Annotated in this window: 11 protein-coding genes; 3 read left to right on the forward strand and 8 right to left on the reverse strand. The window is 70.7% G+C overall.

The window, feature by feature from the left end; genetic code table 11:
- Both EV671_RS20790 and EV671_RS20795 read left to right on the forward strand, forming a co-directional pair.
- On the forward strand, positions 1-456 hold a 456-nt coding region (locus EV671_RS20790), incomplete at its 5' end, for a GreA/GreB family elongation factor (protein WP_132575350.1).
- A gap of 113 nt (positions 457-569) precedes the next feature.
- Positions 570-2,735 (forward strand): carboxy terminal-processing peptidase, encoded by a 2,166-nt coding sequence (locus EV671_RS20795; protein WP_207911215.1) that lies wholly within the window; start codon positions 570-572, stop codon positions 2,733-2,735.
- A gap of 252 nt (positions 2,736-2,987) precedes the next feature.
- Here EV671_RS20795 and EV671_RS20800 read toward each other — a convergent pair whose 3' ends face one another.
- The 8 genes from EV671_RS20800 to mutL all read right to left on the reverse strand — a co-directional run bounded on the left by EV671_RS20800 (position 2,988) and on the right by mutL (position 14,662).
- A complete protein-coding gene (locus EV671_RS20800; RefSeq protein ID WP_132575354.1) occupies positions 2,988-4,796 on the reverse strand; it encodes an ABC transporter transmembrane domain-containing protein in 1,809 nt (602 codons plus the stop codon).
- The gene (locus tag EV671_RS20805) at positions 4,793-5,956 is read right to left on the reverse strand and encodes a DegT/DnrJ/EryC1/StrS family aminotransferase (protein WP_132575356.1); all 1,164 of its coding nucleotides are present in this window, start codon (positions 5,954-5,956) and stop codon (positions 4,793-4,795) included. The genes EV671_RS20800 and EV671_RS20805 overlap by 4 nt, the downstream gene beginning before the upstream one ends.
- A 17-nt stretch (positions 5,957-5,973) precedes the next feature.
- On the reverse strand, positions 5,974-7,017 hold the full coding sequence (locus tag EV671_RS20810) for a lipocalin-like domain-containing protein (RefSeq protein WP_243655831.1): 1,044 nt from the start codon (positions 7,015-7,017) through the stop codon (positions 5,974-5,976).
- Positions 7,014-9,569, reverse strand: a complete 2,556-nt coding sequence (locus tag EV671_RS20815; protein ID WP_132575358.1) for an ABC transporter permease — start codon at positions 9,567-9,569, stop codon at positions 7,014-7,016. Before EV671_RS20815 ends, EV671_RS20810 begins: the two co-directional genes overlap by 4 nt.
- Positions 9,570-10,022: 453 nt before the next feature.
- The gene (locus tag EV671_RS20820) at positions 10,023-10,676 is read right to left on the reverse strand and encodes an ABC transporter ATP-binding protein (RefSeq protein ID WP_207911216.1); all 654 of its coding nucleotides are present in this window, start codon (positions 10,674-10,676) and stop codon (positions 10,023-10,025) included.
- Entirely contained in the window at positions 10,673-11,602 is a 930-nt protein-coding gene (miaA, locus tag EV671_RS20825; RefSeq protein ID WP_132575360.1) for a tRNA (adenosine(37)-N6)-dimethylallyltransferase MiaA, read from the reverse strand. Before miaA ends, EV671_RS20820 begins: the two co-directional genes overlap by 4 nt.
- Positions 11,587-12,783: a pseudouridine synthase gene (locus tag EV671_RS27920; protein WP_132575362.1), complete on the reverse strand. Its 1,197-nt coding sequence runs from the start codon at positions 12,781-12,783 to the stop codon at positions 11,587-11,589. Before EV671_RS27920 ends, miaA begins: the two co-directional genes overlap by 16 nt.
- A gap of 13 nt (positions 12,784-12,796) precedes the next feature.
- Positions 12,797-14,662 (reverse strand): DNA mismatch repair endonuclease MutL, encoded by a 1,866-nt coding sequence (gene mutL / locus EV671_RS20835; protein WP_132575364.1) that lies wholly within the window; start codon positions 14,660-14,662, stop codon positions 12,797-12,799.
- A gap of 57 nt (positions 14,663-14,719) precedes the next feature.
- Here mutL and EV671_RS20840 point away from each other — a divergent pair, with 57 nt between their 5' ends.
- Positions 14,720-15,367 (forward strand): VTT domain-containing protein, encoded by a 648-nt coding sequence (locus EV671_RS20840; RefSeq protein ID WP_132575366.1) that lies wholly within the window; start codon positions 14,720-14,722, stop codon positions 15,365-15,367.
- Positions 15,368-15,421 lie beyond the last annotated feature (54 nt).

A 15,421-nucleotide genomic window follows, 5' to 3' on the forward strand; every position in this document is an offset into this window, starting at 1 on the left:
GAGCGCCGCTTCGAAGACTCTGGCTGTCATGGCACCACTCCTCGGAGTGATCAACCGGCCCCGATCCTACCCACTCGATTTTCAAGAGAGGCAAACAAATACGACACATTGGGTCTCGAAGCCGCCTACCTGGCCACCGGCCAGGCTCGTCGTGCCGAAGCCATCCGCCAGGCGATCGCCAATTGGCGCCAATTCCGCCCGGGTTCCTACGACGCCGGCAAAGGGATACAGCTTGGCGCGCTGGTCTGCCTGGTCGATGCCGACGACAAGCAGCAACAGCTCTTTCTCGGCCCGGGTGGGGGCAGCATGACGCTGGTCAGCGGCGCTCAGATCGTTCAGGTCATCAGTAGTGAAGCGCCGTTGGGCAAGGCCCTGCTGGGCAAGTGCGAGGGCGACGCGGTGTCGATCGAGGTCGCTCCCGTCCGACGGCAGTTTGAGGTGCTGCGGGTGAATTGAGCCGGTGCGGCTGCGGCCGAAGGTCGTCGTGCGACGATCGTTGCCTCGAAATGCGGTTTGCCACAGACGGTTTCGACCTTGAGATTTTCGGTTCAACCCGTGGTGGAGCGAGATTGAAACAACAGCTGATTGGGCTTTTTCTGACCCTGGCGGTCGCGGCGCAGGGCGCGCTGGCGGATGCTGACCTTGCCTACCCTCCACCGCTGAAGCCGGCAGTACAGGAGGCCAGGGCGGCCCACTTGGCTGCGGAACTGCTTTCGCGCTATCACTACAAAGCCGTCCCGCTCGACGATGCCTTGTCGAGCAAGGTGTTCGACCAGTACCTGCGAGTGCTCGACCCGGAGAAGGTCTACTTTCTGCAGTCCGACATCGACCGCCTTGCTGTCGAACGTACCCGGCTTGACGACGCGATCCTGAGCGAGGATTTGCGCGCGCCGTTCGACATTTTCAACGTGTACGAACGCCGGGCCGTCGAGCGAATGGCCTATGCGCGCAGCCTGCTGCACAAGGGATTCGATTTCGCGAGCGACGAGACGCTGATGCTTGATCGCAAGGGCCAAGCTTGGCCCGCGACCGAGGCAGACGCGCAGGATCTTTGGCGCAGGCGTGTGAAGAACGATTGGTTGCGGCTCAAGCTCGCGGGTCAGGACGACGCAGCCATCGCGAAAGTCCTCGACAAGCGCTACGACAGCGCCTCCAAGCGCCTGGGCAAGATCACAGGCGCCGATGCCTTCGAGGCATTCATGAATGCCTACACGATGGCGATCGAGCCCCATACCAACTACCTGGGCCCGCGCGCCGCAGCCAACTTCGACATCTCGATGCGGCTGTCGCTGGCGGGCATTGGCGCTGTTTTGACCGACATCGATGGCTACGCCACCATCCGCGAACTGGTCGCGGGCGGGCCAGCGAGCCTCTCTGGACAACTGCAGGTTGGCGACCGCATCGTCGGCGTCGCACAAGGCGCGACCCGCCCGATGGATGACGTCGTCGGCTGGCGCCTGGACGACACCGTGAATCTGATTCGTGGCGCGGTGGGTTCGACGGTGCGCCTGGACGTCCTGCCCGCCGACAAGGGGCCCGACGCACCGAGCAAGACGGTGGTCTTGGTCCGCAACACGATCAAGATCCAGGACAGCGCAGCCAAGGCCAAGGTCTATTCGGTGGCGACAGGTGAGGGCAAGCGCTTGATCGGCGTGATCACCTTGCCATCGTTCTACGAGGATGTCGACGCGCTTCGCAAGGGCGACAAGGATTACCGCAGCGCAGGGAGCGACGTGGCCAGGCTGCTGGCGGACCTGAAGGCCCAAAAGGTAGATGGCATCTTGATGGACCTGCGCGATAACGGCGGTGGTTCACTGCGGGAGGCCATCGGTCTGACGGGCCTGTTCGTCGGCAAGGTGCCGGTCGTTCAGACACGCAATGCCAGAGGCACCGTGACCGTGGAGAGAAACGTCAACACCGGTTTGGCCTGGGACGGACCGATGGGCGTGCTGATCAACAGGGCCTCCGCTTCAGCGTCGGAAATCTTCGCGGCGGCGATTCAGGATTACGGTCGCGGCCTCATCATCGGCGAGCCCAGCTTTGGCAAGGGAACGGTCCAGACCGTGGCCAGCCTCGACCAAGTCGCCAACAATGCCAACCCCGTGTACGGCGAATTGAAGATGACCATCGCGCAATTCTTCCGAGTGAACGGCGGCACGACGCAATTGCGTGGCGTGACACCGGACATCGGCTATTTGCAAAGCGGTAATGACACTTTGTTCGGTGAATCGAGCTTTGACAACGCCTTGCCATGGACCCATGTCAAGGCGGCCGACTACGCGCCTGTGGGCGACATCACGGCGCAGCTTCCGCGCCTGCTGGCCTGGCATGAGAGTCGCGTTCAGCGCGAGCGTGATTACCAGAGTCTGCTGGACGACCTTGCAAAGGCAAGGGAGCAGCGCAAGAACAACGCGATCTCACTCAACGAAGCGGTGCGGCGCAAGGAGCGCGCCGCTTTGGAGGCCCGCCTGACCGCCATGTTGGGCTCCGAGGGGGCGGCTGCGGGCGATGCGCTGGCAGACGATGGCTTGCAGTTCAACGAACGCAAGCTGAGCAAGGATCTGGCCATGGAGAAGACAAGGAGTTCCGTCAAGGACGTCCGCTTGAATGAGGCGGTCAGCATCCTGTCCGATAGCGTGGCGTTGCAAGAAGGGAAATCCCAAATGGCAGCGAGCGCGTTGTCGACCCGTCCTGTCGTCGTCACGGACCTTTCGACAGCGCCATCGAAACCCTAGGGTTGACCGACTTGCCGGCCTGGACGGCGAGTCGCGCGGCTTGAACTTGAGCCAGTCCTGGCGCGCGGGAGCAGTCGTTCGAGCTGGCGCAGTTGCTGTGTCGCGGTCGAGCGGCTCGTGCCGGCAGTGGAGCCGACGGTCGAGGTGGCCAGCGATCACTGACTGGTCTTCGTGGGCACTGTCGTTCACGTCCAGCGCCGCGAATGACTCTGACCAGCCTGAAGCCGTCGCAATTGAGCGGCCATTCGTTGCTCAGCTGGCAGTTGGCGCCTCAGTCTCCAACCCAAACTGCATCGCCGCCAACTTCGCATACAGCCCGCCGCGTGCGACCAGCTCGTCGTGCCGCCCGATGTCGACGATGCGCCCCGCATCCAGCACGACGATGCGGTCCGCCTTCTGGATGGTCGCGAGCCGGTGCGCGATGACCAGCGTCGTGCGGTGCTGCATCGCCGCTTCCAGCGCCGCCTGCACGACGCGTTCGCTTTCGGCATCCAGCGCGCTCGTCGCCTCGTCGAGCAGCAGCAGCGGCGGGTTCTTCAGCATCGCGCGGGCGATGCTGATGCGCTGGCGCTGGCCGCCGGACAGGCGCACGCCGCGCTCGCCCAGGAAGCTGGCATAGCCCTCGGGCAGCGCGCGGATGAAGTCGTCGGCGAAGGCGGCCCTGGCGGCGGCGATGACCTCGTCGTCGCTGGCGCCGGGCCGGCCGTAGCGGATGTTTTCCAGCGCCGTCGTCGAGAAGATGACGCTGTCCTGCGGCACCAGGCCGACGCTGGCGCGCAGCTCGGCCAGGCTCAGCTCGCGGGTGGGCACGCCGTTCAGGCGGATGCTGCCGGACTGCGGGTCGTAGAAGCGCAGCAGCAGCTGGAAGACCGTCGTCTTGCCGGCGCCGCTGGGGCCGACGAGGGCGACCGTCTCGCCGGGCTGCACGGCCAGCGAGAGGCCGTCCAGCGCGGCCGTCTGCGGGCGCGAGGGGTAGTGGAACTGGATGGCGTCGAACTCGACGCGGCTGCCGCCCGTCGTCGCCGTCAGCGGGCGCGGCGCCGGCGGGTCGGCCACCGGCGAGCGCGCCTCCATCAGCTCGACGAGGCGCTCCGTGGCGCCGGCCGCGCGCAGCACGTCGCCCCAGACCTCGGCCAGCACGGCGACCGAGCTGACCAGCAGCGTCACATAGACCACCGTCTGGCCCAGGTGGCCGGCGCTGATCGTGCCGGCGATGACGGCCTGTGTGCCCTGGTAGAGGCCCCAGAGCATGGCGCCGAAGACGGCCGTGATGATGAAGGCGACGAGGAAGCTGCGCACCCGGGTGCGCTTGCGCGCGGTGTCGAAGGCGGCCTCGCTGGCGGCGGCGAAGCGCTCGCTCTCGGCCCGCTCCTGCGTGTAGCTCTGCACGACGGTGACGGCGTTCAGCACCTCGGCGGCGATGGCCGAGGTGTCGGCCACGCGGTCCTGGCTGGCGCGCGAGAGCTTGCGCACGCGGCGGCCGAAGTACAGCGCCGGCAGCACGATGAGGACGAGGATGCCCAGCACCTGGCCCATCACATAGGGGTTGGTGACGATCAGCATCACCAGCGCGCCTATGCCCATCACGCTGTTGCGCAGGCCCATGGAGAGGCTGGAGCCCACCACGGTCTGCACGACGGTGGTGTCCGTCGTGATGCGGGAGAGCACCTCGCCGGTCTGCGTGGTCTCGAAGAACTCGGGGCTCTGGCGCAGCACATGGCTGTAGACGGCGTTGCGCAGGTCGGCCGTCACGCGCTCGCCCAGCCAGGTGACCATGTAGAAGCGCGAGGCCGAGAACACGCCCAGGGCCGCGCCCACGGCGAACATCGCGAGGAAATGCTCGCGCAGCGCCATCAGCCGCTCGCCCGGGTTGCTGGCGCCGAAGCCGGCGTCGATGAGGCCGCGCAGCGCGAGCGGGAAGGCCAGCGTGGCCAGCGCCGCCAGCACCAGCAGCAGCAGCGCGAGCGCGATGCGGCCCCGGTAGGGGCGCAGGAAGGGGGCGAGGCCGCTGAGCGAGCGGGCCTGGCTGGATGCGGGGCGGTCGTTGGTGGTGGAGCTCATCGGGGCAGTGTGGCGAGGGTCTGTGTCAGCACGTCGCAGGTGCGGGCGAGCATGGGCTCGGTCAAGTCCTGGTGGCAGAGCAGTTGCAGCAGCTGGGTGCGCCAGAGTGCGCCGTGGTCGTTGGGAAATTCGGGCACGCCTGGCCAGACGCGGTCCCAGCGGAACACGGCGCAGCCGGCGGCGCGCAGGGCGGCATAGACCGTTTCGGCCGCCTCGGGGCTGTCCACCCACAGCGGCATCACATAGGGCGCGGCCTGGGCGGGCAGAGGGCCGAACAGCGGCCGGGTGCCGGGCAGGTTCTGCGTGAGCCGGTGCAGGGTCTCGTAGTGGGCGCGGCGGCGCTCGACGATGCGCCGGCGCGGCAGGGCGAGCAGCTGGCGGGTCAGCGCGGGCGGGGCGTTCTCGCTGCGGGCGAGGTCGCAGTCGGCCATCATGGCGGGCTCGCCCATGTCCTGCGATGGGCCGTCGGCGCGGGGCGCGCCGGGCGGTTTGGGCGAGCCGTTCTTCAGGCGGAAGAGGGCGCGCAGCGCGGTGTTCAGCCCGGCCAGCCGGCCCTGCTCGCTGGCCCGCTCCAGCAGGTCCACCCAGGCCTTGAGCTGCTGCTTCGCACCGGCCGGCCTCAGGGCTTGCGCGGGCAGGGGCCGGGCGCCGGCCAGCAGGCCGCCTTCGGTCACCGGGAAGAACTTGGACACGCTGGCCGTCGCCAGGTCGCCCCAGCGGCCCACGGGCCGCTCGCCGGCCTGGCCGAAGAAGCTGTGGGCGCAGTCCTCCACCAGCGCGATGCCGCGCGCGTCGCACCAGGCGCGCACGGCGGCCAGCGAGCGCGGCAGGCCGAAGAGCTGGGCGACGACGATGGCCCGGGTGCCGGGCTCCGGCGTGATTGCGGCCAGCGCCGGCAGGCCGTCCGGCCCGAGCGGATAGAACTGCACCCGGGCGCCGGCCAGGCGCAGCGGCGCGACCAGGGTGGGGCAGTGGTAGCTCGGCGCTAGCACCGTGTCGCCGGGCTGCACGCCCAGCGCCTTCATCGCCGCGAACAGCGCCGCGCGCCCGCTGCTCAGCAGCCGCGTGTCGGGCAGGTCGTCGACGGCGGGCAGGCCGGCGCTGGGCTCGCCGCCGAGGTTGTCCCAGCCGAAGGTGGGCCGCGTGGGTTGGCGTGTCATCGGGCGGCGATTGTGGGCTACGGCAGTGGCGGTTTGCCGGCATAGCCGGTGAGCTCCAGATAGCCTGTGCCCAACGGTTGTTTTTGCGCGTCGAACAGCCGGGCTGCGCCCTCCCAGTAGACGAGGCCGCTCGTCCGGCTTGCATCGATCTCCTGCGCATCGAAGGCGGCGGCCAGCAGCATCTCTCCGGCGGGGCTCTTCAGTCGCCATTCCACCGGCCAGCGCGCGCCGGTGGCGGGGCTGGCCCAGTGGCGCGTCGGCGTCATCTCCACGTCGCCGGGCGCGAAGCTGCGGTCGGCCTGGCCCGGCGTGCGCAGGCTGCCGCCGGCGAAGGAGCGCGTGCCGTCCTTGCGGCGCAGCTGGAACAGCGTCAGCGCGCGGCCGTCGTCGAGGTTGATGCCCAGCCAGTCCCAGCCCATGGAGTCGCCAAGCAGGCTGTCGCTCCACTCGTGGTCCAGCCAGGCGCGGCCGGCCAGCGTCTGGCGGCGGCCGTCCAGCGCCAGCACGGCGCGGGTGTCGAGCTGGGGGCGGGAGTAGTAGTGGCTGAACTGCTCGGGGTCGGGCCCCTTGCGCGACAGGCCGGCATCGCCCTGCAGCAGCGGCGGCGCAGTCGTCGCGAGCTGCAGTTCGAGTGCAAAGCCCGGCCCGGTGAAGGCGGCCTGGTAGCTCTGGCCGCTGCGCTTGAGCGTCCAGTCGCGCAGCTTGACGTCGCAATCGCCGACCACGCTGTAGGCCGCGCCCGGCAGCGCGCGCAGCAGGCGCTGGGCATGGCGCTGCTTTTGCGCGCCGAGGTCGGACAGGGCCACATGGCCGAGCAGCAGCTGCCGGGCCGCGAGGGCACTGGGGTGGTCGGCCGGCGCGGGGCCGGGCAGGCGGAAGAAGGTGAGCTGGTAGCCGAAGCGCGGCGGCCCGCCGCCGGCGTCGCCGAGCAGGCCGGTGAGGTACCACCATTCGATGCCCTGCTGTGGATGGGCGCCGAAGTCGCGCGGGAAGTTCAACGCGGCCTGTACCGGCAGCGGCAGCGCGGCGAGCAGCAGGGTGCGGCGCTTCAGCGGCGTCATGCGTCCTCCCTCACGGCGCGCACGGCGTCCTGCCCCAGCGCGCGCCGGCCGGCCAGCAGCGAGGCGCCCACGGCCGCCGCGAAGGCAAGGCCGACGAGGGCCGTCAGGCGGCCCAGGGGCAAATGCATCTCCATGCTCCAGTGAAAGCTCTGCGGGTTGACGACATAGACCAGCACGGCGCTGAGCCCCAAGCCCAGGGCCAGCCCGGCCAGCGCGCCGGCGCCGCCGGTCAGGCTGGCCTCGATCAGCAGCAGCCGCATCAGCGCGCGCTGCGACAGGCCTAGATGCCGCAGCAGGCCGAACTCGCGCCGCCGTGCCAGCGCCTGGGCCGACTGGCTGGCGACGACGCCGAACAGGCCCACCGCGAGGGCCACGGCCTGCAGCCAGACGGTGATGGCGAAGCTGCGGTCGAAGATGCGCAGCGACATCGCGCGCAGCTCGCCGGCCGCGGCCAGCTCGACGTCGTCGCCGGCCAGCCGGCGCACGGCGGTGCGGGCCGCGTCCAGCGCCTGGCCGGGCGCCAGCCACAGCGCGAGTTCGGTCGTGCCGGCGTCGTCGCTGGCGCGGCGGTAGTCGGCCAGGTCCATCCACAGCGCCGAGCTCTGGCGCGAGTAGTCGCGCCAGACGCCGCGCACCTGCAGGCGCAGCCGCCGGCCGCCGTCGACGAGCTCGGCCGTGAAGACGCGTCCGGGCTTCAGGCCGTCGCGGTCGCGTGCGGCCTCGTTGACCCATACGGCGATGGCGTCCGGCGCCGGTGCGCCGGCCCAGCGCTCAACGAGGGGCAGGCTGCCGGTGTCGATATCGCGGGCCGTCAGCGCGACCGGGTTGGCCCCCGGCGCCAGGCGCAGCCGGGTGCTGCGCTGCGGCGCGGCCCGCGCCAGCTCGGGCAGCCGGCCCAGGCGCTCGACCAGCGCGGCGGGCAGCGGCGCGGGCAGGCCATCGGCGCCGCGTAGCGCGGAGCGCACATAGAGGTCGGCCGGCAGCGCATGGTCCAGCCAGCGCAGCAGCGACTCGCGGAAGCTGCCGATCATCACCGTCATCGCGACGGCCAGCGCCAGCGCGACCAGCACGCCGGCCAGCGAGCGGCGCGCCTCGGTGGCCTGGTCGCGGCTGCGCTCGCGGGCGAGCAGCAGCAGCGCGCCGGCCGGCAGCCGCACGAGGGTGGCGGTCATGCCGCGCACCAGGGCCGGCACCAGGGCCAGGCCGCCCATCAGCAGGCAGAGCATCGCGAGATAGGCGCCCAGCGGCGTGTCGCCCAGCACGGGCGGCAGCCAGGCCAGGGCCGCGCCCAGCGCCAGCAGCGCCAGGCCCAGCCAGGCCGGCAGCGTGCGCCCGGCTGGCAGGCCCAGGCCCTTGAGCACCAGGGCCGGCGCGATGCGGCGCACGGTGAGGGCCGGCGCCAGCGCCGCCACCAGGGCAGCGGCCAGGCCCAGAGCCGTGTAGGCGAGGGCGGGGCCGAGCAGCGGCTGGTTGAACAGCAGCTCGGCCGACGAGCCGTTGGCGCCATGCAGGCCGAGGTCGCTGCCCAGCAGCTTCAGCGCACCCGCCGCGAGGCCCAGCCCCAGGGCCAGACCCAACGCGGTGCCGACGCTGCCGATGACCAGGCCCTCCATCAGGATCAGCCGCCAGCGCATGCGCGCCGACACGCCCAGCACGCCCACCAGTGCCCACTGCGGCAGGCGCTGGGCCGTGGCCAGCGACAGCACCGCGTAGACGAGGAAGCTGCCGGTGAACAGCGCCATCAACGCCAGCAGGCCGAGGTTGATGCGGTAGGCGCGGGTCAGGTCGGCCAGCCGCGCGCCCTCGTCCTCGGGTGGGGCGGCGCGCCAGTGCGGCGGCAGCGTGGCGGCGAAGGCCGCGGCGTCTACGCCGGGGGCGAGCTGCAGGTCGATGCGGTCCAGCAAACCGAGGCGGCCGAACAGGGCCTGGGCGTCGGCGATGTCCAGCACGCCCAGCGGCGTGTTGCCGGCCGCGATGCGCCCGCCGATGGCGAGTTCGATGTCGCGCGGCGCGTTGCTGCCGGGGATGGGCAGGCGCAGCTTCAGCGTCGTCGCGCCGGCGGCCAAGCGGGCGCGGGCGACGCCGTTCAGGTGCACGGTGTTGGAGGCCACCAGTTCGGCCGGGCCGCCTTCGACCTGGGGCAGGAGTTCAGGCGCCAGCGGCCGCGCGCCGGCGGCGGAGGCGAGCAGGGCCAGCGGGTCCAGGCCGATGAGGCGGATGGACAGGGCGCGGCCCTTGAGCTCTGCATCGGCGGTCTGGCCGGGCCATAGGGCCTGGGCTTCGAGCACGGGGTTGGCGGCGCTGACCTCGGGGCGGTTCAGCAGCTCGGCGAGGTCGGCATCGGTCAGCGGGCCGGAAGCAGCGCGGACGACGAGGTCGGGCTGGCCGTCGATGCTGCGTGCGGCACGGGCGAATTCGGCCAGCGCGGCGCCGTTGAGCAGGTGCACGCCGAAGGCGAGGGCGACGCCGAGCATGACCGCGACGATGGCGAGGATCACGCGACCGGGGTGGTCGCGCCAGGCGGGCCAGCAGAGGTGGCGCCAGAGGGTCATGGCTGGGGGCGCGTTGGCGCTTCGCCTGTCGTTTGTTTGGTGGCCAGGCCCATGCCGGGAGTTCGCCCCAGCGGGCGACCTACTTTCTGAGCGACCAGAAAGTAGGCAAAGAGTCGGCCCCGAACCGCCCGCCCCTTTGCTTCGCAGCGGGGTCCCCTGCGGCGCTCGGTCCTTGAGGCCCCGCGCAAAACTCCCTCCGCTACGCTGCGGTCAAACAGTTGCGCGGAGTCAGAGCTCGAAGCGCGCTGCGCGCACGGCCTCAAGGCCCTGTGCTCCTCGGCGGGCTCAGAGGGGGGGTGAAGGAGCAGCCGGCACCGGTCGGTTGACGGGTTTGGCTGTTGGTTATTCGGCTGTTGGCTGTTTGGGGGCTCCACTTCTAGACCGCCGAGAAGCGCAGAAGTCCGGGGCGCGTGCGCAGCACGCCGCACGGGTCTGGCCAATAAAACAAAGCCGTCAAACGGCATGAAGCCCGCTCGCATCCAGCCGCAGCCGCCGATCCGCCGCCTGCGCCGCCACCTCCGAATGCGTGACCAGCAAACAAGCCGCCCCCGCCTCATGCGTGCAGCGCCTCAGCAGCTCCAGCACCTCGGCCGCATGCCGCGCATCGAGATTGCCGGTGGGCTCGTCCGCCAGAACCAGCCGCGGCCGGTGCACCAGGGCGCGAGCAATCGCGACCCGCTGCAACTGCCCGCCCGACAGCTGGCGCGGCATGCGCGTGGCCAGAGCCCCGAGGTTCACCGCCTCCAGCATCTGCCGCACACGCGCATCGTCCTTCAGGCCCAGCAGCCGCAAGGGCAGCGCCACGTTGTCCGCCACGCTCAGATGCGGCAGCAGATGGAAGGCCTGGAAGATGAAGCCCAGCTCCCGGCGCCGCAGCGCCGAGCGGGCCTCGTCGTCGAGTGGGCGCAGGTCCTGGTCGGCGAGCGTGATCGAACCGGCATCGGCCTCGTCCAGACCGGCCAGGCAGTTCAGTAGCGTCGACTTGCCGCTGCCAGACTCGCCCAGAAGGGCAACGATCTCGCCCGCGGCGAGGTCCAGGTCTATGCCGGAGAAAACCGGCGTGTCGGCATAGCGCTTGGCCAGCCCGCGCGCGGAAAGCACCGTCATGCGTTCATCAGCCTCTGCAGCCCGGCCAGCAGCTCGGGAATGGGCTGGGGCCCGTCGCAGGCGATGACGCGCCGCCTGGGCATGCTGCGCAGCCAGGTCACCTGGCGCTTGGCCAACTGGCGCGTCGCCGCGATGCCGCGTTCGCGCAGGTCGGAGAAGTCGTCGGCATCGAGCGCCTCCCAGACTTGCCGGTAGCCGACGCAGCGCATCGACGGTAGCGCCAGGCTCAGGTCGCCGCGCGCGCGCAGGGCCTTGACCTCGTCGACGAGGCCCTGGGCCAGCATTGCGTCGAAACGTTCGGCCAGGCGCTCGTGCAGCCAGGCGCGGTCGCCCGGTTCCAGCGAGAACAGCGGCCAGTCCACGCCTTCTTCGCGAGTGGCTGCGTGCAGGGCGCTCAGCGGCTGGCCGGTGAGGCGGATGACCTCCAGCGCGCGCTGGATGCGCTGGCTGTCGTTGGGCGCCAGGCGCGCGCCCGTCTCGGGGTCCAGGCGCGCCAGCTCGGCGTGCAGCGCCGGCCAGCCGCGCTCGGCGGCATCGGCGTCGATGGCGGAGCGCAGCTCGGCATCGGCCTGGGGCAGCGTCGAGAGGCCGTCGAACAGGGCCTTGAAATACAGCATCGTTCCGCCCACCAGCAGCGGCAACTTGCCGCGCGCGGCGATGTCGGCGGCCAGGCGCTTGGCATCGCACACGAACTCGGCGGCGGAGTAGCTGCCCGTCGGGGCGAGGATGTCGATCAAATGATGCGGCACGGCGGCCTGCTCGGCGGCCGTGGGCTTGGCGGTGCCGATGTCCATGCCGCGGTAGACCAGGGCCGAGTCGACGCTGATGATCTCGACCGGCAGCACCTCGGCAATGGTCAGGGCCGCCGCCGTCTTGCCGCAGCCGGTCGGGCCGGCGAGGCAGATCGGGGTCAGAAGCGTTCCCATGGCGCCAGGTAGCGCCACTGGCCCACCGGCAGATGGCCCAGCGGGATGCGGCCGATGCGCACGCGCTTCAGGCCGACGACCTTGAGCCCGACCAGCTCGCACATGCGGCGGATCTGGCGCTTCTTGCCCTCGCGCAGCACGAAGCGCAGCTGCTGCTCGTTCTGCCAGCTGACCTTGGCGGGCTTCAGCGCCTCGCCGTCCAGCTCCAGGCCGTAGTTCAGCAGTGCCAGCTGCTCGGGAGCCAGCGCCGCGTTCGGCAAGGTGCCTTCGGGCACCTCGTGGCCGATGAACTCCACGCGCACGAGGTATTCCTTCTCGATGTCGGAGTCGTCGCCGATCAGCGCCTTGGCGATGCGGCCGTCCTGCGTCAGCACGAGCAGGCCGGTGGAGTCGATGTCCAGCCGGCCGGCGGGCGCCAGGTGGCGGTGGTGGTTGGGGTGAGGCTTGATGCCCGAGGGGTCGTCCTTCCAGCGGTTCTCGGGCTGGAAGAGCACGACGGCCGGCTCGTAGCCGTCCTCGGCCTGGCCGGACACATAGCCGATGGGCTTGTGCAGCAGCACGGTGACGAGCTGGGACTGGGCCTGGCGGGCGGCGGGGTCGATGTCGATCTGCACATCGCCGATCACGCGCTGGCCCAGCACGGCGACCTTGCCATTGACGCGCACCCAGCCGGCGGCAATCCATTCGTCGGCCTCGCGGCGCGATGCCAGCTTGAGCTCGCTCATGCGCTTGGACAGGCGCTCGCCGGCCTCGGCGTCCACCTGGCGGGCCGGGTTCAGGCGCTGCTGCGGACGCTGCGGCGCTTCGAAGCCGGGGCCGCGGTTGGACACGCGGCGCTGGTCGACGCGGGGCGGGCGGTCGGCGAACGGCCGCTCGTCGGGACGGGTGCGCGGGGCGCGCTGGGGGGCGTCACCGCGAGGTGGCTGCAGTCGCTCGGGCTTGAAGGCGCTGCCGGTCTTGGGCCTTGCCGGGCGTTCCTCGCGGACCGGCGCGGGGCGTTCGCGCTTCTGCTGTGCTTTCTGGAATTGCTCCTCGCGCTCGGCGCGGTCGGCCTGGGCCTTGGCCAGCGTCGGGCGCGGCTTGGAGACGCCCTTGCCGCGCACGGGAGCGCGCTTCTCGCCCTCCGCGTTGCGGGTCTTGGCGGCGGGCTTGGGCTTGCCCTTCAGGGTGATGGTGGCCATCGTCGTTCTTCTTTCAACGTCCGCGCAGGAACAGGGCGTCCAGCTCGCGCATGTCGAGCTGGCGCCAGGTGGGGCGGCCGTGGTTGCATTGGTCGGCGCGTTCAGTGGCTTCCATGTCGCGCAGCAGGGCGTTCATCTCGTCGATGTTGAGCTGGCGATTGGCGCGCACGGCGCCGTGGCAGGCCATGGTGGCGAGGATCTCGTGCTGGGCGCGCTCCAGCACCGAGCTGGCGTCGAACTGGGCCATCTCGGCGAGCAGCTCGCGCGTGAGCGCGACGAGGTCGCTGGCGGCGAGCAGGGCAGGGCGGGAGCGGACGGCCAGCGTGCGGGTGGACAGCGGCGACACGTCCAGGCCGAGCCTGGCCAGCGTGTCGGCGTGCTGCTCGGCGGCGGCGACCTCCTCGGCCGTGGCCGCGAAGCTGACCGGGATCAGCAGCGGCTGGCTCTCGATGGTCGTCGAGCCGAGCCTGGCCTTCAGGCGCTCGTAGACGACGCGCTCATGGGCGGCATGCATGTCGACGATGACCAGGCCCTGCTGGTTCTCGGCCAGAATGTAGACGCCCTGGATCTGCGCGATGGCGCGGCCCAGCGGCCAGTCCTCCTTCGTCGACGGCTCGGGCAGGCTGGGCTCGCGGCGCGGCGTGGGGTCGGGCAGCGAGGTCGACACCACCGGCTTGGCCGGCTCCCACAGCGCCTCGTGCTGCACGAGCGACAGGCGCACCTGCTCGGCCGTGGGCGGCACGGGGGGCGTGAAGGGCTGCGCGTGGGGCTGGTAGGCCGGGCGCGGCTCGGCGACGTAGAGCGTGGCCGCCGTCGTCGGCGCGAAACCCAGCGGCGCCATCGCCGACTCGACGCCATCGGCCTCGGCGCTGCGTGACTGGGCCAGAGCGTCGATGAAGGCGCGGCGCACCGACTGGTGGATGGCGCGGCCGTCGCGGAAGCGCACCTCGATCTTGGTCGGGTGCACGTTCACGTCCACCAGCTCGGGCGCGATCTCGATGAAGAGCACATAGCTGGGCTGGCGCTGGCCGTGCAGCACGTCCTCGTAGGCGGAGCGGATGGCGTGGCTGATGAGCTTGTCGCGCACATAGCGGCCGTTGACCCAGACGTATTGCTGGTCGGCGCGCGAGCGTGCCGCCTCGGGCAGGCCGGCGCGGCCGGTCAGCGCCAGCGGCCCGGCGCTGTGCGCGAAGGCGCGGCTCTCGGCGACGAAGTCATCGCCGAGCACGTCGGCGATGCGCTGCTCGCTGCTGGCGGCGCGCCACTGGTCGACGAGCTTGCCTTCGTGCCAGATCGCGAAGCCCACGTCGGGCCGCGCCAGCGCGTGGCGGCGCACGGCCTCCACGCAATGGGCCAGCTCGGTGGCGTCGGTCTTCAGGAACTTGCGGCGCGCCGGCGTCGAGAAGAACAGCTCGCGCACCTCGACGCTGGTGCCGCGCGAGCGGGCGGCGGCGGACAGCTCGCCGCTGCGCGCATCGAGCCGGTGCGCGTGGTTGTCGTCGGCCGTGCGACTTGAGATGGACATCTCGGACACCGACGCGATGGCGGCCAGCGCCTCGCCACGGAAACCCATGGTCGCAACCGACTCCAGCTCGTTCAGCGAAGCAATCTTGCTGGTGGCGTGGCGCTTCAGCGCCAGCGGCAACTGGGCGACCGGGATGCCGCAACCGTCGTCCTCGACGACGACGCCGCGCACGCCGCCGGCCATCAGTTTCACCAGCACGTTGCGGGCGCCCGCATCCAGCGCGTTGTCCACCAGCTCGCGCACGACCGAGGCCGGGCGCTCGACGACCTCGCCGGCGGCGATCTGGCTGATCAGCTCGTCGGGCAGTTCGCGGATGAGGCGGGGCGCGGGGACTTCAGGGAGCGGCGAATCCATCACGGGATTATCGGTGCCCCCAGGGCGTCACAGAGCCGCCGGGATAATGCGCGCCCCATGGACCTGCTGCACTTCCTCCTCGACTTCATCCTGCACGTCGACCAGCACCTGGCGGCCTTCGTCCAGGCCTACGGCGTCTGGGTCTATGCGCTGCTCTTCCTCGTCATCTTCGTGGAGACCGGCGTCGTCGTCATGCCCTTCCTGCCAGGCGACTCGCTGCTCTTCGTCGTCGGCGCGATGTGCAGCGTGGGACTGATGGACCTGGGCCTGTCGATGGGCTTGCTGACTCTGGCGGCCGTGCTCGGCAACCAGAGCAACTACAGCATCGGCCGCCATTTCGGGCCGCGCGTGTTCCAGTGGGAGCAGTCGCGCCTCTTCAACAAGGCGGCCTTCATGAAGGCGCACGACTTCTACGAGAAGTACGGCGGCATCACCCTCGTCGCGGCGCGCTTCATGCCCTTTCTGCGCACCTTCGCACCCTTCGTGGCCGGTGTGGCGCGGATGACGCGGCGCAAGTTCACGCTCTACGACGTGGGCGGCGGTGCGCTGTGGGTCTGCGGCGTGACGACCGTCGGCTACCTGTTCGGCAACGTGCCCTGGGTCAAGCAGCACCTGGACAAGATCATCTGGGCCATGATCTTCATCCCCGGCCTGCTTGTCATCGCTGGCAGCCTGCGCGGCCGACTGAAACGCCAGCCCAACTGACTTTCGGCGGGGCCTTCCGGCCGGCCCTAGAGTTCGAGGTTTTGCGCCCGCGCC

Source organism: Roseateles saccharophilus, assembly GCF_004342485.1.
GTDB lineage: Bacteria > Pseudomonadota > Gammaproteobacteria > Burkholderiales > Burkholderiaceae_C > Pelomonas > Pelomonas saccharophila.

What these genes read in the sequence shown, in the direction of transcription:
- mutL (WP_132575364.1), bottom strand. Translation starts at nt 14,662, where the DNA reads ATGGATTCGCCGCTCCCTGAAGTCCCCGCGCCCCGCCTCATCCGCGAA.
- EV671_RS27920 (WP_132575362.1), bottom strand. Translation starts at nt 12,783, where the DNA reads ATGGCCACCATCACCCTGAAGGGCAAGCCCAAGCCCGCCGCCAAGACC.
- EV671_RS20820 (WP_207911216.1), bottom strand. Translation starts at nt 10,676, where the DNA reads ATGACGGTGCTTTCCGCGCGCGGGCTGGCCAAGCGCTATGCCGACACG.
- miaA (WP_132575360.1), bottom strand. Translation starts at nt 11,602, where the DNA reads ATGGGAACGCTTCTGACCCCGATCTGCCTCGCCGGCCCGACCGGCTGC.
- EV671_RS20840 (WP_132575366.1), top strand. Translation starts at nt 14,720, where the DNA reads ATGGACCTGCTGCACTTCCTCCTCGACTTCATCCTGCACGTCGACCAG.
- EV671_RS20815 (WP_132575358.1), bottom strand. Translation starts at nt 9,569, where the DNA reads ATGACCCTCTGGCGCCACCTCTGCTGGCCCGCCTGGCGCGACCACCCC.
- EV671_RS20800 (WP_132575354.1), bottom strand. Translation starts at nt 4,796, where the DNA reads ATGAGCTCCACCACCAACGACCGCCCCGCATCCAGCCAGGCCCGCTCG.
- EV671_RS20805 (WP_132575356.1), bottom strand. Translation starts at nt 5,956, where the DNA reads ATGACACGCCAACCCACGCGGCCCACCTTCGGCTGGGACAACCTCGGC.
- EV671_RS20810 (WP_243655831.1), bottom strand. Translation starts at nt 7,017, where the DNA reads ATGACGCCGCTGAAGCGCCGCACCCTGCTGCTCGCCGCGCTGCCGCTG.